Genomic DNA, 17,825 nt, shown 5'->3' with positions numbered 1-17,825 from the left:
GTCTTTCTGGGCGGAGGCCGGTCAGGGGAGTGTGGGGGCGAGTTCGGGTTCGCCCTGGAGAGGGGCAGGGGTGGTCTGTGCGGGTGCCGGGCCGCCCCCAGGGGGCTGGCCGCGCTGCGGCCCCCCTCTCCCGGCGGATCGCTTGCGCGATCCGGGCGCGTGTGCTAGGCGCGGCGCCGTTGTGTGTTCGGCGCGTATGCGCACGTCGTGGCGTGCGCACGTGCGCAACTGCGGATAGTGCGGCTCCCATGCGCATATGCGCATGAGAGCACGCAGGAAAGATCGAAGCGGGAAGGGAGGGGCGGCGGATCTTGCGCATGTGCGCATGCTCGAACTCGCCTCCGCCTGCCGGCGGACACGCAACGGCCCCCGCACCCAAGAGGGTTGCGGGGGCCGCGATCCGGCGGACTATCGACCGAGCGGGTACACCGTGGCCGTGACGTGCGGGGAGCGCTCCGCGAGCGAGGCGAGCGGCGCGGCATGCGCGAGACAGGAGTACGCCGGCACTTCGGTGGGGCCGTTGCGGAACCACACGGCACAGGCGGCGGGGCGTGTGCAGCGCTGTTCGGCGGGGAGCCGGTTCGTGTCCAGTACCTCACAGGCGCCGGCCGGCTGGTTGTACCAGAGAAGCAGGCCGGACCGGACGGACAGGGAACGCACCATCTGACATGCAATGTCCCGGCGGTTCTGTTCGGCCCGGGTGAGGGTCTGGGGGTCGATCGGGCCGGAGCGCGGTTGGTCGCGAGGCACCACAGCAGGGCGAGCGGCGGGAGCCGGACGCTGAGGGGTGGTCACCCGCGGCTGTGGGGTTGGCCTTTGAACCGTGCGGGGTGCCCGTCGTGGGGTGGTCGGCTCCGTGCTGGGCTTGAACAGTTCGAGGAGCAGGGAGCCGATACCGCGCGGGCGCGGTTCGTCCTGCTCGCGTGGCTCCGGCCGGTACTGCGGGTGCATCTCCGCTTGGAAGTACCGCGGGCGGCTCGCCGTCTGGGACAGGCGGGGCGCCGGCGGCGGAGTCGGGGCGGGACGGATCGCGCGCGGCTGTGACTGTGTGTTCTCCCATGTCCGCCGCGGCACGCGTACCGCCGTGACGCACTCCGGGCACCGGACGGTGACTTGGTCCTTCGCCCGTGACTGCCATTCATGGCCGCACGTGCGGCACTCGCACCACACCGGGCGCCGTGTGGCGATCGCGTCCGCACGGGAAGCGGCGGAGGGAAGGGTCTCGCGCGGTCCCTCCCACTCCTGGTCTCGGCGTACGTAGCGGCTCGTTCTGCATGTTCGGCACCGGGTGTTTCCGCCCCGAACGGTGGTCCGGTAGGGGTTACCGCACTTTCGGCACACAACCTGTACGGGAACAGTGCGCATCGTGGCTCTCCTTTTGCATGTTGCGGGCGCTGGCGCCGTTTATCCGTGCGCACTTGGCGATATCTGGAAGTGCGCATGCATGCCCGGCGCGGTGTGCGTCAGCGCAACAAATCCATGACGTCCACGACGTCCCCGAGTTCGAACCCTGCCAGGTACTCCTCATCCAGCGCGCTGTGCAGAGCTTCCATGGCGCCGGCGTCGTCGCCAGACAGCCACTTGTCGATGACCGGCTGCATGGCGTCGCCGGAGAGCTGCACTTCGATGGTCCGTTCGCGCCGGTACTTCTTGCCTGCGTAGCTGGGTCCCATGTTCGCGGTGACGCGGAGCGTGGCGCCCTTGTTGCGGATGCGGGCGGCGCGGAGTGGGGACATGCTTCGCGCCCGCGCTTCGGGGGCGTTGCGTGCGAGATCCCGGAGCATCTGTTCGTGCTGCGCCTTCGGCTTGCTGCGCCAGCGTCCCTCACGCTTGGCCCAACGCTCGACCGTGCGGGTAGAGACTCCGAGCCGGTCGGCAACGGCCTTCTTGCTGCCGAGAGCCTGCTCCGCGCGCGTCACCAGGTCGGCGGCGGACTCTTTGCCCGTGGGTGCCGGCGTGCGGCTCACGGCTCGATACAGCGCGTCGAGAATCCTCTTCTTGGCCATGGTGGCTCACTCCTCCCCTGCTTCGCGCGGGCCGGCGATCGCCTCGACTGCGCGCTTGATGTCCTTCGGTGTGGCGTCCTTCTTGAGCAGGTCGGCCATCTGCTCCATGGGCGCGAAGCCCTTGACCTTGAACTGTCCGAGACCGGTCCCGAGTTTGAGCGCGGCCGGGACGCTCGCGGCCGGGTCGGGGTTGTCCGTGGCGTACAGGACCATGTCCGTGGCGATCAGGAGGGGGCGGCGCCCCTCCGTCTTCGCGGCGCGGTCCAACTTGCGGTAGAGGTTCGCCCGGGCGGTCCCGATGATCAGGTGACGCCATTCCGGGTGGAAGTAGGCGCCGGCGGACTCGCGGGTGAAGTGGCCGATGGTCTCCGCGTACGTGCGCTTGAGCGTGGCGAGCACGGCCGCCGCGTCCGGGTCTCCGCCCTGCTCGATAGGCAGGACGCGGGAGCGGGCATCCCGGAGCCGTTCGGCCCACGGCAGCAGGAAGCGGTGACGCTCCGGCCAGACATACGCCTCTTGCGGCTTGACCGCGTACCCGAGATCCGCGAGCAGCTTGAGCGTGGGAGTGGTGAACCAGCGGGCGCCGGCGCGACCGCGGCCGGGGCGGTGGACCGGCACCAGGAGGTCCGGCATCCCTGCTTCCTCCCAGCGCGGAAGGTCGACCTTCCAGTAACCGGGAAGGGTCGGGTCGAACTCGGTCGGTCCGTCGATGTGGCGGGCGCCGCCCGTGCCGGCGTCGATCTGTGCGGCGGCTCCCAGGTACATGGCGTTTGCGTCGACCGCCACGACGTGCGCCATGGCGCGCTCCTCCGCGGTCGGCGGGCGCATCCATGCGAAGTCGTCTTCCACGGTGCGGACCATGGCCACCTTCGGCGGGGTCGGCGCTTCGCGGGGAAGGCTGACCTTCCGGCGGATCGCGCCGTTCATGTCCAGGCCGGTCACGCCCGGGGTCATGCGGAACATGATCCCGACCTGTTCGGCGTACTGGCCGATGCGGAAGGCCAGTTCGGGCGCGCTGGGCTCGCCTGTGAGCAGGGGGCAACCGTGTTCGTCCTGCCAGTCGACGACGGAGACGCGGAGCGTGCGGGCGCCCGTGCGCCAGACGCGCATCCACGACCGGAGATCCTTGACGTTCCATCCGGCGTCGCGGGCGGCGGACAGGGCGGTGTGCGCCTTCGCGGGCTTGCCTTCGGCGGGCGGGTTGGCGGGGAGTCCGATCCGCTTCGCCACGTCCGGCATGAGCCAGACCTGGCCGTCGTCGGGGTGGCCGTGCTCCTGGTCCATCCCGAGCCCGAGCGTGGCCGCGTAGTCCAGGACGTCCGCCAGGGTCTCCAGCCGTTCGGGGAGCGGGCGGCATTCGAGCGTCCCGGAGGACAGCCACGCGCCGGAGCCGTCCAGGACGACCGCGCCCGCGGCGAACTTTCCAGGTCGTGCCGTGCTCATGTGCTCATGTGCGGAAGGGGTCTGAGCCGCCGCTACGGGCGCCGGGGCGGCCGGGGTGGGAGCCGCGGCCGGCGCCTGCTCGACAGGGGCCGGAGCGGGCTCCTGTGCGGCCGGGGCGGGGGTCGGCTCCGCGGCGGGCGGCTCGGGGAGCATGGGAGCAGGGGACGCGGGAGCGGAGGGGGTGGGGTCGGTCGGCTCCCCTCCGGCGGGCGGGGCGGGCGGCTCGGGAGCCTGCTCCTGGTCCGGGTACAGCCAGGTTGCGGGGATCTCCCAGACGCGGCGGCGCTTGCCGCCCACGTACACGCGTACCTCGTTGCGGCGCCCGTCCGTGGCATCTTCGGTGCGGATGACGCCGGCGTCCGCGAGCGCGGTCCCCAGCGCCCGCTTGCTGACGTTCAGGGGGTCGGACTCCGAGCGTGCCTGAGACTCCAGCACACCGAAGGCAGCGCCCGGCTCAAGCCACAGCGTGACGCCGTCCGTCCAGCCGAGCGAGGCGCCGCGGGCGCGCGGAACGCCGTACTGGTCGGTGAGACTCGGCATGTCCCAGCCCCACAGGCTGCCGTCCTCCGGGGCGCCCGTGCCGGCGGGGTTGAACAGGTGGCCGCGGCCGGAGACCAGGGCGGACAGCACCATGTCGGCTACGCGCTCCACCAGGGTCCGGCGGGCGGTCATGGTCGACTGCCGGCGCTTGGATTCCGCGAGTCCGGCCCATGCGCGAGTCCAGTAGTCCGCGGCTTCCTGCTCCGTGAGGGCGCCGCGCTCCGTGGCCATGTCGAGCATCGCGCGCCAGCCGATGGCGAGTTCGGCGGCGGACTCCGCGCGGCGCCAGTCCGTGCCTTCGCCTGCTTCGGGGTCCGCCGCGAGCGCGATCGTGAAGGCGGAGCGCTGGTCGGCCAGCCAGTCCGTGACCGGCATCCGCGGGGCGAAGTGCCGCGCGAGCGCCGCAGCGAGCCGCGCGCGGCCGGCCGCGAGTTCGGAGGCGGACAGTTCCGCGAGGGTGCGAATGGGGATCTCCCCGAAGACCAGCGGCACGTAGTGAACGCGGTTCTCTGCGGAGGCGGCGGAGGCTCCGTCCTCACCCGTGAGGATGACCATGGAGCGCGGCGGGCGTGCGTCCTGCAAGCCGCCCTTGCGCGTGGAGAGCTGACGTCCGGTGCCGTTGAAGACCAGGCGGATGATCTGGTTCGCGCGGGACTGTGAGCGGTCGGCGGACCGGTCCGGCGCCAGGTCGTCCACCACCATCACGGTGTCACCCGCGAGGTACAGCAACTTGGCGAGCGTCGGGAAGGTGAGGACGTCTTCGCCAGCCGGGACCGGAAGCCGGTCGTGCCGTACGCCCGGGGCGAAGTGCTGGAGAGCGAGGGAGGCAAGCGACGACTTGCCCGTGCCGGTGGTGCCGACCAGGAAGAGGGGGCGGTGCGCCTCCCCGAGCATTGCGCGGTAGGCGGCTCCGAGCAGGGGCGCGGCGACGCGGGCGGGAAGGGAGTCCAGCATGCCGACTGAGGCGAGCACGGCGGTACGGAGTCCGTCGCGGGTGTCGGGCGGCTCGGGGAGCGCGTACGGCTGAAGTTGCTGGGGAAGGTCCGTGCCGACTCCGGCCACGGTGCCGCCCGCGTCGATCGCGCCGCCGGCGTGCACGTACATCCATGAGCCGTCCGGCCGCTCGCGCCAGCCGAGTAGACCGAACATGCTCACGTTCTCCGGCTCGCCGGAGGTGGCCACGATCGCGTTGCGCAGCGTGGAGCGGCCGGAGGGAGTGTCGGCGTACTGGAGATCCCAGGGAAGCCGAGCCATCCATTCGAGCGTCTGGAATTCCTCGCGGAGGACGCGATCGACAGTGACCGTCTCTCCGTCGCGGGAGACTTCCAGGTCGTACCCGAGATCCGGGCGGGAGCCTCCGTCGTCCATGCGGTATCGGCGGACGATCCGCGCGACCGCGTCCAGGACCTGCACGTACTGCGGGCGGCGACTCCCCTTGGGGTACTTGAGCTGTACGGTCACGCCGTCCACGACCGCGAAGGAGTCGCGGACGATGAGCGAGACGACGCTTCCGCCGCCGGAGCCGCCTCCCGAGCCGCCGCCGGGGCGGTCGCTGCCGTCGCCGGCGGGCGCATTGCCACGACGCGGGAGCGGGATCACCTCGGCTTGCTGGGGGTCGTCTCCGTCCTCCGCCGGCGCCGGGGCAAGCGCGGCATCCGCGACCGGCCGCAGGTCCCCGAGCGAGTGACCGGCCGCCAGGTGGTCCGCGAGATCCTTCCCGTCCGCGGCTTCCACCACGACGACGGAGGCCGCGACCGCGGCGGCGGCTTCCCGGACCGTGCCGGCGTGCCGGTATCCGGTGGCATCGCGGTCGGCCACGATGACGACCTGGCCACCGCGGAGCGCGTCGGTGTGCTCCGGCCGCCACTTCCCGGCGCCGCCGGGGTTGCAGGTGGCGACGGCTCCGGCCGCGCGGGCGGCTTCGACGTCCTTCTCTCCCTCGACCACGAACACGGTTCCGCCGGCGGCGGCGGCTTCCAGGACTTCCGGCAGCCGGTACAGCGGGCGCGCGTCCGGCGCCTTGTACTCCCACTTGCCACCTTCGCCCGGGCGGCGCCAAGCGAAGGTCTTCTCTCCGCACTCGCGGCACGCGCGGCGGATCACTTCGCCGGTCACGGTGCCGATGGCGTCCGTATAGACGTAGGTCTCAACGGACCGAAACGCGTGCTTGTGGTCCGGCTCCGCCTTCGGCTCGGGGGTGCGCTTCGGCATACTTGCGCGCCGGGTCGTGTGCCGCGGGCGCGGAGCGGTGAAGCCTTCGCCGCGCTGCTTCGGCTCGTCGTAAAGGTCCGCGAGCTGCATGCCGAGCGCGGAGGTAATTTCGTCGGTCGTGCATCCGACCTGGCAGCAGACGAGAACGCGCCCGGGGTCGGGCTTCCAGTCAACCGACAGGGACGGACGGGTGTCCTCATGTGCCGGACACCGGGCGTCCAGGTGGTCACCACGCGCCCGCGGCATGCAGCCGCGATCGTTCAACGCGTCGGAAAATCTGGTCAGGGCGGCGTGAGTGTTCCCGCCCACAGTGCGCATCGGTCCGCGCATTGGGTACATTCCTTCTTAGCGAAGTGGATTTCTGATCCACCACCAGCCCGGCGGCTAACCGGGTTGAAGCAGCGCCCCAGACGGCTGGCCGGCCGTCGTACGGGGCGCTTGCTGTTTTCTGGGGTGTCTCGCAGCAAGCCCGGAAATACCGGTGACCCCGTCACGGCGGAGGCCGCGGGGGCGCTGTGGTAGGTCGGGTGGTGGTCATGAGTCGGCGCATGCTGCGGGCGCGGTGGGCCGCTTCGCCCTGGTCGTCTCCGCGCTCAAAACGCGCGTGGAATGTGGCACCGAATGTGTCAGCGAAACCGACCGCAATCCGTGCTGTATCTCCGCCGGATCGGTGGCTGACGATCGTCCAGTGCGGTCCGCGAGGGTCCGCGCCACGGGCCGCGTAGTACCGGACGCCGGCGGCGAAGCGGGCGGACTGCTCCCCACGTCGCTGCCGATCGTGGATGACCGGCACCACGTCTACGCGTACCGGGGTGTAGTCCCATCCGTGCGGGGCGCCGCGCCAGGTCCGGACGGACTGGCCGACGTTCGGAATCGGCCCGTGCCACGCGACCGCCATACGACGGAGGGCGCGGCACTTGAAGCCCGTGCCGCCTCCCATGAGCCGTTCGTCCCGCCGGTTGAACTCGCACCGCCGCGGCGGAAGGTCCGGCTCCAACAGGTCCGCGTCGACCCCCAGCTCCCGCAGGTCTTCCAGGTCCACGAGTACGGGGAGCGCGGGGCCGGAGTCTTCCGGGCACGGGCGCGAACGAAGCGGCGGCGCCGGGTATCCCGTAGCCTCCGCGTCGTCCGTCACCCATGCTTCGCTCATCAGGCAGCCGCCCCCCTGGTGGTGTCCTGCTCTTCCAGGGCACGGCGCGCGAGCGCGGCCAGAGCCTCCGCGCCGGCGAGCACGGCGGCGGGATCGCTCTGCAGAAGGCGAGCGGTGGGGAAGTTCAGCGAGCGGTTCCGCAGCGCGACCGCGAGCAGCCTGCCGAGATCCCGCGGGATGCTGCGGTGTCCGCGTCCGGCGATTGCCGGGAAGGCCATCATCGTGACCTTGCGGACAGTGGTGTGAGACGTCTCCCCCGCCGCGGCGATCTCCATCAACGTGGCGCCACCGTGTCCGCGGGCGCTCTCGCTGTGGGTCATCTACCGCTCCCCTCTGCCTCGTTGTGAATCGCTGGATTCATTTGGATCAACCTAGTGCCCTAGCAGCCCCGAATACCAGCGACTTGGCGAAGTCCGCTCTTTCGGGCGTGTCGCGCGGACCGGCCGGAGTGGTCGGCCACCCTTCCCGACCGGTCCGCGGCACGTCACCAGAGCGCTTCGTCCTGCGGGGGCGCCGTCTTGCGCCGGACCGGTCCCCGAGCCTTGCGGGCCGCGCCCGCCCGGCACTTCGGGCACCACGCCATGAGCTGATCCGGGGTCATGCGGGCGGCGGTGTGCTCGGGGACGCTGGGGTCCTCCGGCGCGACTTCCAGCCGGACCGGGGGACAGCCCTTGCCGGCGTATCCGCCGTGCGTGGCGTCGCAACGCCCCTCCGTCTTGCGGTGAGTGGCGCCACACTGTCCGGAGCATTCGCACTGCCGGCCGGCCCTGTCGACCACGACCGCCCATCCGCCGGCGCCGCCGAAGATGGGCGAGTCTTGCGAAGTGGCGGACTCGGTGGACACGGGTACGGAGGTCTGTGTCATGCCTCCGCCCTCCCGCGGACCCATCCGGCGAGCGCGAGTTCGGCGACGCGGTCATGCCCGGACGTCTCCAGATTCCACAGCCGAAGGCGGACCCCCAGCGCGTCCGTGTCCGCGTAGACGACGCGCCACCACATCCAGTCGTGCAGGCTGGCGCTGGTCGCAGTGGGCGCCGTGCGGCCGTAGTGGCTTCGGCCGGAGTCGCGGACCAGCGCCCCCAGCGTCCGCGCCCACTTGAGCACGTCCAGGCTGGTGGGCAGATGGACCATGACCGTGCTGCCGAGCCCGGGAACGTCCGCGTAGTCCGTCGCTCCGAACGGGGTGAGGTCCGGGTGGGAGGCCATGAGCGCGTTGACGACCGCGAGTTCGCGGCGGATCGCGGCCACGGTCCCGGACGTGGTCACGCCGGTCTCCGTGGTCGTCATCTTCAGCGTGGGGGAGACGGTGGGCTCGGGGGCGGCGGAGCTCTCCCGAACCACAGCCGGAGTGCCTTCCGGAGCGTCGCCGGCGCCCACCAGTCGCAGCGCCCGCGGTTCGGGGGCGCTCACCGGACGTTGACCAGGACGCGGGCGGGCGGGGTGGCGGGAGCCTGGCCGGTCCCCTTGCAGGTACCGCAGCGAACGCGGTTCAGCGGGCGGGAACCGTCCCGGCGGGGGCCGGCCGCGACCGCGACGTCGGGGAAGCCGTGGCACGTCGAGCAGAGCCCGGCGGCGGCGCTGCGGGTGTGGGTGTGCTGCATGATTGGTGCCTCTCCTTCGGTTCGTTGGGGAGCCGGCGCCGGGGTGGCGGGATGCTTGGCCGTATCGAGCCACCCCGGGGGCCGGTCACTGCTTGCGCAACTCGCGGCTGTGGCACAGCACGGGGCCGATCAGGAGACCGATCCCGTTGACCGTCCACCGGTAGTTCGTGAGCGGACCCGGTTCGACTTCGTCCACGATCCGGCCGGTCCTGCCGGCCGCGCGGGGGTCGTCGTCACACGAGACGATCAACACCCTGTCGCCTGCCTGGAACATGGCTCTCCCTCTCTCACGTGGTGCGGCGGCGAGACCGTCGCGGTTTGCTGTAGGCGGGCGGGATCGCGTTGTATCCGTCGCGGCCGGCCGCGAAGGCGCCCATGTCCTCCGGGCTCGCCTCCGACAGCTCCCGCATGAGCCGGTTAGCGGTCTTGCGGTCGCCGTGCCTCCGGGCGATGGCGTACTCGCGCCCCTTCTCTTCCATCTCGGGGTTGTCCGCGGCCGGCTCGGAGCCTCCGCCGCCCCTGAAGCGGTCCAGCAGTCCCACGGCGGCGCCCCTAGACGTCGCGCGGGTCGTGGGGCTCGGACCACTCCTTGGGCGGGGTCGGCGTCTCGTGCTCACCCTTCGCCAAGTCGCCGGAGCCGTGGGTGGTGAGCAGTGCCCCGAGTTCCGCGAGCGTGTTGACCCGGGTCACGTGGTCCGCGTCGCAGAAACCGTGATGGCAGTCGTGGCGGACGAACAGCGCGCCGGAGTCCGCCATGACCTGTGCGCTGTCGTCCATCCACGCGCGGAAGACCAGCGTCAGCGGCCACGGCCCGAAGTCGAGGGTCACCCTCGCCTCCGCCATCTGCGCCGGCGCCTTGTCGACCGCGGAGACGGACCAGTCGAGCAGCCGCGCCGCCGGGTGGCCGAAGGCGGCTTCGGTCGCCCAGCGAGCCGCGTCCGACACGTTGATCTGTCGGCCCTGCTCGTTCAGCCGTGCCTCTTCGCGCTCGCGCTCCTGCGCGTCCACGTACTCCGCGAGCGCGAGACCCACCAGAGCCTCCGAGCGCTGCGCCGTCGTCATCTCCGCGACGTTCATGTGGTCCCCTCCTGTGGGGTTGTCGGGCGGGAGTGGGGCGGGCGCCCCTCTCCGGTCGTGCGCGGGTGTGGGGGGTGTGGGGCGGGGGTCGGTCACCACCACGAGAAGCCGGAGCCCTTTTCGACCTTCGCCTTCGCCTTGTCGCGGATCGCCTGCTTGCGCGCCCCCTCCAGCGCGTCGTACTCCGCCTTCAGTCGCTCCTCCGCGTCCTCCAAGACCCGGTCCGCCGCGCGGTCCGGGGCCTTCGTGGACTTGCCGCGAACGACCTTCGACGCGCCGCGTCCGATGTGGACCGCGAGCCGCGCCTTCTCTCCGGCGGTGAGCGGCCACAGTTCGCCCTTGCGGACCGCTTCGAGCTTCCTGCGTGCTACGTCGACCTTCGCCATGTCGTGCCCCCTCCATGGGAGTCGTGGGGTTGTGGGGCCGGTCTGTCCGGCTCCCCTCACCGCCCGGGCGCCTCGTCGTGGGGCGGTCGGGCGGATCGGGCAGCGCGTCAGCGTCGGCGGACTACGGCGGTTGCGGTCGCGGTCGCGCGACTGAAGATGCCGCGGGATACGGCGGTCGCGGTGACCGTGACTGCGCCGGCGTCGCGCTTGGGGTTGAACAGGAAGACCACGCCGACCAGGACCGCGATCCCGAGCGCGGCGTAGAACAACTGCCGTACGGCTTCGGCGAAGGCGAGCAGCCCGGGGGCCGCGAGGGAGATCCCCCACGCGCCAAGCGCCAGACTTCCGGCCGCAATCGGCATGAGTACGGCCGTAGTGAGCGCCCATCGGGGAATGAGCGGCTTCCGCTCCGCAATGGCGACTTCCGCGGCGCGCTGCGCGAATGCGTCGATGTCGACGTGAATTTCTCGCCCGTCCGGCGTCCACATGCGCATGTATCCGGGCGCCGGGGCGGCGGAGTCGACGGGCGCGGGGATGATGGCCGAAGGGTGCAGCTCAATTTCCCCGCGCTGCATGCTGCGGTAGACGTCGGTGGGAATGTGGGGAGCCAGCGTTCCCGGCGTCTGGTACGGCTTTCCGTTCGTCATGACGCACTCCGCTCGGGGACCGGTCGGGCGCCCGCGCGCGGCCGGTTGAGGTGCCATTCGGTGAGCGCATCGGGGAGCCATGCGGGAGAGCTTCCGGAGCGGAATTCCCCGTCAATGGGAGTGCGCTGGCGAGCCTTCTTGAATGCCTCCGGCTCCATGCCGAGGAATTCCGCCGCCGCCCGGAGTCCGACCAAGGGGTCGGGGGTCGGGTCGGGCTCCGCCGGCGCGGCCGGAGCCATGTCCACCACCTGACCAGTACGTCCCGCTTTGTCCGTGGACTGTCCCGGGACGGTAGCGGCCATCGTCCCAGGGTGCGGAGCGTCTTCCTTCACGATGGACAGGACGCGGGACGGAGGCGCCGCCACGGCTTCCGGAGTCCGCCCGTCAAGCGCGAACGTGCGGGCTTCCTCCGGCGTGATAAACGCCATCTGAACAGTGCGCTGGTGGTCTCCGACCATGACGATTGCGCGCCCGGGGTGCCTGCTCGACTTCGGCCGCGGATACGTGCCGACCAGCATGTTCCAAACGGCCGGAGAGAATCGGGCGAGAATCTTCATGCCGAACTGATCGCGGGCTTCCGAGCCGCCCATGGCGCGCGCGTTCGCCTGCTGAAGCACTTCCAGCACGTGCATTTTCGCCTGTCGACCCTGGAAGAGAATGAAGTTCAGGTCACCGATAACCGGCGGGGTCATCGGGTCGGACTTTTCGCGGATCTCATTCCAGTGCTCTTTGATGAGCCGCGTAAAGGAGTTCATCTCTTCAATGACCAGGAAGCGGCGCGGGAAAGTCGCGTTGTCGTCCTCATCCAGGTCTTCGTAACGGCGCTCCATCTCCGCGCGGAATTCCTTGATGGCCGCAATCCAGTGCTCTGCGGTCTTGTGGATGCGCACGCCCGGGACCCCACGGAAGCAGTTCAGGGACACGCGCTTGGGGTCGAGAATGTCGATCTGCTCCACGTCGTCCGGGTCGGCGGTACGGCGCGCGAGCTGGGCAATCGTGAGCCGCAGGAACGACGACTTCCCGGCGCCCGTGCCCATGGTCAGCGCCCAGTGCGGCGCCTCCTGGTCGAAGTCACCGCGGACCACTTCGGCGCGGGTGCCAAGACCGATCAGGGGCCGCGCGGACTCCCCGCGGTACATCTCCGCCTGTACGTCCGCGAAGCCTACGAACTTCGGCGGCGCCGGCGGGTGCGCGAAGGTGACGCGGAAGGTGCGCCAGTTCCACGACGACTCCCACTCTCCGGGCAGGCGCCGCGCGACCAGGTCGGCGATCTCGGCACGCTGCGCGTCGGTGCCGCGGAAGTCCTGCGGGATGCGCAGGACGACGCGCGCGGACTCGCCGTCGAGCCTGTGCGGGACCCTCAGCCAGTCCCGGACCGCTTCGCCCTTGGGGACGTCCAGGAGGTCCGCCACGGCCATCCACAGCGGCATGACGAGGTCCTGGAAGTGCCTCCGGTGCTCGCGGAACAGGCCGCGCCCGAAGTACGCCGTAGCGCCCACCAGGACGACCAGGACGACCGTCCAGACCGGAGCCACCAGCCAGCCCACGATCAGGACCGCGAGCGTCCACAGAACGGGCCGGACCAGGCGCGGGATGGTGCGGAGGTGATCGAGCCACGGGAAGCGGCCGAACAGCCAGTAGGCGACGGCTCCCCCGAAGCGGAAGGACGGGAGGCGGAGGCGGAAGCGGCGCCCCTTCAGCAGGAGGAAGAGCGCGACCGCCGCGAGCAGGAGGGTGACGTTCACGCCGACCGCCTCCCGTCGGCTCCCGCGAGCGTGCCCGTGGGGCGCCGGCGGGGCGCCGTGGGCACGCTGTGGGGTGCCGTGGGGAGCGTGTCGGACGCGGCGGGGGCCGACCGCGGACCGATGCGCCCGTGTGCCATGGTGGGCATCACTCAGAACCCTTCGTGAGTGGGGATGAGTCGTTGGGGGGCGGTCGGCTGCAACCGGCCGCCCCCGGTTTCGTGAGTGGGGATCAGCCGCCGGGGCGGAGGCTGCAACCAGCCGTCCCGGGGTGTGGGGTTCGTCGTGGGGGTGTCGTCACGCCGCGGGGGCGGAGTCGGCTCCCGTCGCGGACAGTTGGGGCGGCATCGGGGCGCCGTCCACCTTCTTGGCGACGTCGTACGCGTACTTGCGGTCCACGACCATGCCGCGGTCCCTCAGCCACTCGACCGCGGCCGGTACGCCCTTGTCTCCGACCGCCGCGAGCGCGAGCTGAATCGCGTCCGCCTTCTTGATGCCGGCGGGGAGTTCGTCCAGGTTCTCCGCCTCCTTGACCTGCTGCGCCTGCCAGACGCGCGCCAGTGCGTCCTCCGGGCGGGTGAGCCCGTAGCGCACGGACAGGGACCAGGCGGCGAAGGTCTCGCGGGGGTAGCGCATCCACCGCACGGCGCGGAAGCGTGCCAACGGCCGCTCAACAGCGCCGATGCGCCGGAGCATGGTCCGCCGGATCTGCCGTAGCACCACGTCGAACAGCCACCAGGACAGCACGGACATGGCGCCGAAGTAGAGCGCCGCGGCGGTCGATCCGCCCGGCTCGGTGCTCGCGTGGTAGTAGTTCGCGCCCGCGGAGCCGGCGACCAGGAAGAACGTCAGCAGTCGGGGGCCGGCGGCGGAGTCGTGGGCGATGACCGCCCGGAGGGACAGGAAGCCGCAGAGCATCGCGGCCACGTCCAGCGAGACCGGCACGCCGTACGCCCACGGCTCGCGCATGTGGAGCACGTCAGTGCCGAAGCCGACCAGGCCGTTCCAGGACATGGCCGCGGCGATCGCCACGACCACGAGCAGGAGCGCGTATCCGGTGGTCTTCACCCGACGCTCTTGGTTCTCCGCCTTCTGCTCCGGGGTGAGTTCCCGGCGCCACCCGCGGACCCCACGGCCGTCCGACCGTGCCCCCGCGCCCTTCCCGTCGATCCCCACCAGGGGTACGGCCGTGGCTTCCGCCATCTCTTCCGTCCTCTCTTCTGCCTGCTTCACTGGCCTTGCCTTCCAGGTCGAGCCGTCAGCACGTGCGTACATGCGCATGGTCTCTGCATCGTGCGCAAGTGCTCACCTACGCATCCCACAGACGACCCGACAGGCAGCCTACGGCCACCCGACAGCCACCCCACGGGAGTCCCGTAACGGCGTGGTCTCGTCTTTTCTGAGTGTCCCCCTTCCTGCTTAGCAAGTCAACATCTGCTAAGCACTTGGGGACATACGTAGCTCTTGGTAACCTGCGACGTATGACCGATCGACAGAAGCGACCCGCTTACCGCGCGACCGCGGACGGGCTTCGCGACGCCATCGAACGAGGGGAGTACGCCCCGGGGGCGAAACTTCCGACTGACAGCGAGCTGGCCGACCGCTACGGCACGAACCGGAGCAGCGTCGGGCAGGCCGTCCGCCTACTCATGAGCGAAGGGCTCGCCGTACGGCGCGGGCGCTACACGTACGTGGCGCGCATCGTGCACAAGATCCTTCGTGACACGACCGCTCGCTACGTCCGCGCCCGCAGGGAAGAGGGAGCCGCCCGCGGCGCCTTCGCTGCCGAGATCGCCCGACTCGGTATGACCCCGGTTTCACAGGTGACTGTCTCGCGTGTCCTTCCGCCCGCCCATGTGGCGGAACTGCTCGGGGTGGAGCCCGGCGTAACCGCCGTTGTCTCCCGCGCCCGGCGGATGCTCGCGGATGACACGCCGGTCCAGCTCGCGACGTCGTACCTCCCCGTCGACATCGCCGGCGGCACCGCCCTCGAACAGGAGGACACGGGTCCCGGAGGCACGAAGTCACGACTCGCGGATCTCGGGTACGCGCAAGAGCAGATCACGGAGACGATCGACGTGCGCGCCCCGGAGCCGGAGGAAGCCACCGCCCTGGACTTGGCGGAAGACCAGCGCGTCTACGAGGTGACCCACACCGCACGGACGCGGGAAGGGCGGGCGGTAGAGGTGGCCGTCCACGTCATGCCGACCCACCTATGGACGCTCTCGTACTCATGGGATCTCGGTCCCACCCACTGACCCAGCACACCAGGAAGGGAAGCGCCACCACATGGCACAGAACACGATCAGCGAAGACGGACGGATCACCCGGGACGCGCGGAGCCGCTACCGGACCGCCCAGCGCGAAGAGGCCGGAGCCCACGGCGCCTACGAAGGCGAGACCCGACGCGCCGGCGGCACCCCCCGCGCTGAGGTGACCGTCCGCCGCGAGTCCACGCCGGCCGCCGCCGCCGCGTACTTCGGTGAGGACGTCGCGGAGGTCGTCGTGCGCGAGCGCCGCATGTACGACGGAGACCGCGTCGTGCAGCTCGCGGATACCTGGATTCCCGCGGACGTCGCGGAGGCTGCGGGCATCGAGCAGGTGGACACCGGGGTCGGCGGCATCATCTCCCGCATGGCCGAAGCGGGCTTCGCTCAGACCGAAGTCGTGGAGGACGTGAAGCAGCGCCCCGCGACCGCCGCGGAGGCGGAAGCGCTCGGGGTGGCCCCCGACTCCCTGCTTCTGGAGATCACCCACGTTGGCCACACCGCCGCCGGCCGAGCCGTGGAAGTCACCCGCCACACCCTCGGTCCCGGTTGGACGCTGCGCTACTCCGTCCCCCTGGACTGATCAGCAAGTGCGCATCTGCGCACACCAGCCACCCCCAGAACGGCCCCCGCCCCCGCTCCCCCGGGGCGGGGGCCGTTCGTCGTTCGAAGACGCGGCACCCATCCACTCACATGCGCAGGTGCGCACGCTCTACCCTGGGCTCATGGCGTACACAGTGGCCGTCGTCGTCTTGAAGGGCGGCGCGGGAAAGAGCGTCACAGCGATCGCGCTCGGGGAGGCAGCGGCGGAGTCCGGAGCCGCGTCGACCCTGGTCGACGCCGACCCCATGGGCGGCTCCGTGCGCCACGCGCTGCTTGCCGAGCAGGCCGGCCGGCCGCTCCGCTCCACGGTGATAGGGCTCCCCGCCGGAGACCTCCCCAAGCGCATGGGGTCGATCACGCCCGGCGCGGACATCGTGACCATCGACGGACCGCCCCCGGGCGCGCTGAAGATTGCGCGAGCAGCCATAGAGGCCGCGGACGTCGTGGTCATGCCGTGCCCTGCTCGCCCTGGAGACCTTGACCGCGTACCCGCCACGCTCGAACTCGCAGCGGACGCCGGCGTGCCGGTCTACGGCGTGTTCACCTTCTACAAGAGGGGGACCAACATCGCCGATGCGGCGGAGACCCTGGTCAAGCAGTACGGCGTGAACATGCTCTCTAGCCGCCTGCTTGACTCCTCCAAGGTGGCGGAGAACTACGGGTTGCGCCCGCGCGGACCCCTTGCCCGGTACGGCCGGGACCTACTGGAAGAACTCACGCGAAAGGCCGCGGAATGACGACCGAGGAACACCAGGCTCCGGAGGGCACGGACGCCCCCGATACGTCCCAGGGAGGGCCGGAGGCGGCTTCGAAGGGACGCGGGCGGAAGGGTGGCGGAGCGGACATCGTGGCGCGACTCGCAGGGCTCGGAGCGGGCAAGAAGACCGCCCCACCGACCAAGAAGGCCGCGGCCAAGAAGGCGCCGGCCAAGACCGCCAAGAAGACCGCGGCGCCCGCCAAGAAGACCGCGGCCAAGAAGGCTCCCGCGGCTGCCGCGGCTCCCGTAGCCATGCCCGCGGAGCAGGAAGCGCCCCGCTCGCTGTACTCCGCCCGGATCACCTTCACGACCACGCCGGAGCAACGGCGCGCGCTCGAACTCGCGAAGGTCGATGACGGGATCGACAAGACCGCCCGCATCCGCGCCATGGTGGCTCTGTGGGAGCAGGACGACCGACTCCGGCGCCGCGTCGACAAGTTGGCCCGCACCATGGAGTGAGCCGCCGGCACCCACGCTGTCAGTGGCGCCTGCCACCATCGAACTACCGCCTCCGCGCCCGGAGGCGCGCACCGGTCCCGGACCATCCCCCCTCGGTCCGGGACCGCCCCGTTTTCCCTTACGGTCCGTCACTCAGTGGCGGACCGTTTTTTGGTGCGCGGACCACCGCCCGCCCCCGTTTTTTGCTCGGGACCGGTTCTCTCTCTCCGAACCGGTCCCAAACCGGTCCCCGCAGGTCAGTGCATGTTTTCCGCGCGGACCGGTCCCGCGGCGGACCGGTCCCGCCGCATGCCGGAAAACGGGAAACGTGCAGGCCAGAGCGTGTTTTTGACGGTTTTTCGGCGGACCGGTCCCGCGAACGGCCGAACCGGTCCCACGCCGTCCAACCGGTCCCGTCAAAAACAGCCCTTGACCTGCGCATAGGACCGGTGGGACCGGTGGGACCGGTTCTGTGGCGATAGACGACTAAGGAAGAGGGGCGGACCAAAAACCAAAAACCAAAAACTACGGACCGTCACCCACAGCTAGGGGCGGACTCCGTACGGCGGGGGCCGGCGCTGTGGCCGGAGCGGAGCAGGGGAGCGGGGACCGAGAGGGACGCGGGAAGGGGGACGGGGGTCCCGAGTTCAGCCATGCGCACATGAGCATGAGCACAGGGACGCACAGGAGAGGGGAGCAGGAGGAGAGGGAGAGACGTACGCAGATGAGTATGTGAGCAGATACACACATGCGCATGGACGGAGCAGGGGGGACGTACGCGGGAGAGGGAGAGAGACGCGGGCGGAGGGAGACGGGCGCGCGCGAGCGCGCTCCCGCCGAGCCCGGGCGCACTGCGCCCAGCCTCCCGGGGGCGGCTCCGGGATCAGGGGCGAAATAAGAGGAGGCCGCTATCGCCGGTCCGGCGGCCACAGCCTTTTCGTATGCCTCGTCCATGAG

18 protein-coding genes are annotated in these 17,825 nt (G+C 70.8%); 4 read left to right on the top strand and 14 right to left on the bottom strand.

Features of this window, described 5'->3' with window-relative positions; all coding sequences use genetic code 11:
• Positions 1 to 408: 408 nt before the first annotated feature.
• From AB0L75_RS42470 to AB0L75_RS42405, 14 genes are all read right to left on the bottom strand, one after another.
• Positions 409 to 663 (bottom strand): hypothetical protein, encoded by a 255-nt coding sequence (locus AB0L75_RS42470; protein WP_365191652.1) that lies wholly within the window; start codon positions 661 to 663, stop codon positions 409 to 411.
• A gap of 800 nt (positions 664 to 1,463) precedes the next feature.
• A complete protein-coding gene (locus AB0L75_RS42465; protein ID WP_365191651.1) occupies positions 1,464 to 2,006 on the bottom strand; it encodes a hypothetical protein in 543 nt (180 codons plus the stop codon).
• A 6-nt stretch (positions 2,007 to 2,012) separates the two neighbouring features.
• A complete protein-coding gene (locus tag AB0L75_RS42460; protein ID WP_365191650.1) occupies positions 2,013 to 6,290 on the bottom strand; it encodes a hypothetical protein in 4,278 nt (1,425 codons plus the stop codon).
• A gap of 1,059 nt (positions 6,291 to 7,349) precedes the next feature.
• Positions 7,350 to 7,670, bottom strand: coding sequence for a hypothetical protein (locus AB0L75_RS42455; RefSeq protein WP_365191649.1), 321 nt, complete (start codon positions 7,668 to 7,670; stop codon positions 7,350 to 7,352).
• 164 nt (positions 7,671 to 7,834) lie between these two features.
• Positions 7,835 to 8,215, bottom strand: coding sequence for a hypothetical protein (locus AB0L75_RS42450; protein ID WP_365191648.1), 381 nt, complete (start codon positions 8,213 to 8,215; stop codon positions 7,835 to 7,837).
• Positions 8,212 to 8,691 carry a hypothetical protein gene (locus tag AB0L75_RS42445; protein ID WP_365191647.1) on the bottom strand — a complete coding sequence of 160 codons (480 nt, stop codon included), beginning with the start codon at positions 8,689 to 8,691 and terminating at the stop codon, positions 8,212 to 8,214. Before AB0L75_RS42445 ends, AB0L75_RS42450 begins: the two co-directional genes overlap by 4 nt.
• A 65-nt stretch (positions 8,692 to 8,756) precedes the next feature.
• On the bottom strand, positions 8,757 to 8,951 hold the full coding sequence (locus tag AB0L75_RS42440) for a hypothetical protein (protein WP_365191646.1): 195 nt from the start codon (positions 8,949 to 8,951) through the stop codon (positions 8,757 to 8,759).
• A gap of 85 nt (positions 8,952 to 9,036) precedes the next feature.
• On the bottom strand, positions 9,037 to 9,225 hold the full coding sequence (locus tag AB0L75_RS42435) for a hypothetical protein (protein WP_365191645.1): 189 nt from the start codon (positions 9,223 to 9,225) through the stop codon (positions 9,037 to 9,039).
• Between the two features lie 13 nt (positions 9,226 to 9,238).
• The gene (locus AB0L75_RS42430) at positions 9,239 to 9,493 is read right to left on the bottom strand and encodes a hypothetical protein (protein ID WP_365191644.1); all 255 of its coding nucleotides are present in this window, start codon (positions 9,491 to 9,493) and stop codon (positions 9,239 to 9,241) included.
• Positions 9,494 to 9,503: 10 nt separating this feature from the next.
• Positions 9,504 to 10,028 carry a hypothetical protein gene (locus tag AB0L75_RS42425; protein ID WP_365191643.1) on the bottom strand — a complete coding sequence of 175 codons (525 nt, stop codon included), beginning with the start codon at positions 10,026 to 10,028 and terminating at the stop codon, positions 9,504 to 9,506.
• Between the two features lie 92 nt (positions 10,029 to 10,120).
• Complete coding sequence (locus AB0L75_RS42420; protein ID WP_365191642.1) at positions 10,121 to 10,414, bottom strand: hypothetical protein; 294 nt, start codon at positions 10,412 to 10,414, stop codon at positions 10,121 to 10,123.
• Between the two features lie 107 nt (positions 10,415 to 10,521).
• On the bottom strand, positions 10,522 to 11,061 hold the full coding sequence (locus AB0L75_RS42415) for a hypothetical protein (protein WP_365191641.1): 540 nt from the start codon (positions 11,059 to 11,061) through the stop codon (positions 10,522 to 10,524).
• A complete protein-coding gene (locus AB0L75_RS42410) occupies positions 11,058 to 12,806 on the bottom strand; it encodes an FtsK/SpoIIIE domain-containing protein (protein ID WP_365191640.1) in 1,749 nt (582 codons plus the stop codon). The genes AB0L75_RS42415 and AB0L75_RS42410 overlap by 4 nt, the downstream gene beginning before the upstream one ends.
• A gap of 294 nt (positions 12,807 to 13,100) precedes the next feature.
• Positions 13,101 to 14,006: a DUF2637 domain-containing protein gene (locus AB0L75_RS42405; RefSeq protein ID WP_365191639.1), complete on the bottom strand. Its 906-nt coding sequence runs from the start codon at positions 14,004 to 14,006 to the stop codon at positions 13,101 to 13,103.
• Between the two features lie 278 nt (positions 14,007 to 14,284).
• Between AB0L75_RS42405 and AB0L75_RS42400 the strand changes: the two genes are divergently transcribed.
• The 4 genes from AB0L75_RS42400 to AB0L75_RS42385 all read left to right on the top strand — a co-directional run bounded on the left by AB0L75_RS42400 (position 14,285) and on the right by AB0L75_RS42385 (position 16,889).
• Positions 14,285 to 15,061, top strand: coding sequence for a GntR family transcriptional regulator (locus AB0L75_RS42400; protein ID WP_365191638.1), 777 nt, complete (start codon positions 14,285 to 14,287; stop codon positions 15,059 to 15,061).
• A 31-nt stretch (positions 15,062 to 15,092) separates the two neighbouring features.
• Positions 15,093 to 15,653, top strand: a complete 561-nt coding sequence (locus AB0L75_RS42395) for a UTRA domain-containing protein (protein WP_365191637.1) — start codon at positions 15,093 to 15,095, stop codon at positions 15,651 to 15,653.
• Between the two features lie 142 nt (positions 15,654 to 15,795).
• Entirely contained in the window at positions 15,796 to 16,410 is a 615-nt protein-coding gene (locus tag AB0L75_RS42390; RefSeq protein ID WP_365191636.1) for a hypothetical protein, read from the top strand.
• A gap of 110 nt (positions 16,411 to 16,520) precedes the next feature.
• Positions 16,521 to 16,889: a hypothetical protein gene (locus AB0L75_RS42385; protein ID WP_365191635.1), complete on the top strand. Its 369-nt coding sequence runs from the start codon at positions 16,521 to 16,523 to the stop codon at positions 16,887 to 16,889.
• The last annotated feature ends 936 nt before the right edge of the window (positions 16,890 to 17,825 follow it).

It is taken from the genome of Streptomyces sp. NPDC052101 (genome assembly GCF_040680235.1).
Taxonomy (GTDB): Bacteria; Actinomycetota; Actinomycetes; order Streptomycetales; family Streptomycetaceae; genus Streptomyces.
This window is presented reverse-complemented; position numbering and strand designations above follow the sequence as displayed.

Excerpts from the sequence above, each read along its gene's own strand:
- AB0L75_RS42470 (WP_365191652.1), bottom strand. The coding sequence starts at position 663 with ATGGTGCGTTCCCTGTCCGTCCGGTCCGGCCTGCTTCTCTGGTACAAC.
- AB0L75_RS42465 (WP_365191651.1), bottom strand. The coding sequence starts at position 2,006 with ATGGCCAAGAAGAGGATTCTCGACGCGCTGTATCGAGCCGTGAGCCGC.
- AB0L75_RS42460 (WP_365191650.1), bottom strand. The coding sequence starts at position 6,290 with ATGCAGCTCGCGGACCTTTACGACGAGCCGAAGCAGCGCGGCGAAGGC.
- AB0L75_RS42455 (WP_365191649.1), bottom strand. The coding sequence starts at position 7,670 with ATGACCCACAGCGAGAGCGCCCGCGGACACGGTGGCGCCACGTTGATG.
- AB0L75_RS42450 (WP_365191648.1), bottom strand. The coding sequence starts at position 8,215 with ATGACACAGACCTCCGTACCCGTGTCCACCGAGTCCGCCACTTCGCAA.
- AB0L75_RS42440 (WP_365191646.1), bottom strand. The coding sequence starts at position 8,951 with ATGCAGCACACCCACACCCGCAGCGCCGCCGCCGGGCTCTGCTCGACG.
- AB0L75_RS42435 (WP_365191645.1), bottom strand. The coding sequence starts at position 9,225 with ATGTTCCAGGCAGGCGACAGGGTGTTGATCGTCTCGTGTGACGACGAC.
- AB0L75_RS42425 (WP_365191643.1), bottom strand. The coding sequence starts at position 10,028 with ATGAACGTCGCGGAGATGACGACGGCGCAGCGCTCGGAGGCTCTGGTG.
- AB0L75_RS42420 (WP_365191642.1), bottom strand. The coding sequence starts at position 10,414 with ATGGCGAAGGTCGACGTAGCACGCAGGAAGCTCGAAGCGGTCCGCAAG.
- AB0L75_RS42415 (WP_365191641.1), bottom strand. The coding sequence starts at position 11,061 with ATGACGAACGGAAAGCCGTACCAGACGCCGGGAACGCTGGCTCCCCAC.
- AB0L75_RS42405 (WP_365191639.1), bottom strand. The coding sequence starts at position 14,006 with ATGGCGGAAGCCACGGCCGTACCCCTGGTGGGGATCGACGGGAAGGGC.
- AB0L75_RS42400 (WP_365191638.1), top strand. The coding sequence starts at position 14,285 with ATGACCGATCGACAGAAGCGACCCGCTTACCGCGCGACCGCGGACGGG.
- AB0L75_RS42395 (WP_365191637.1), top strand. The coding sequence starts at position 15,093 with ATGGCACAGAACACGATCAGCGAAGACGGACGGATCACCCGGGACGCG.
- AB0L75_RS42390 (WP_365191636.1), top strand. The coding sequence starts at position 15,796 with ATGGCGTACACAGTGGCCGTCGTCGTCTTGAAGGGCGGCGCGGGAAAG.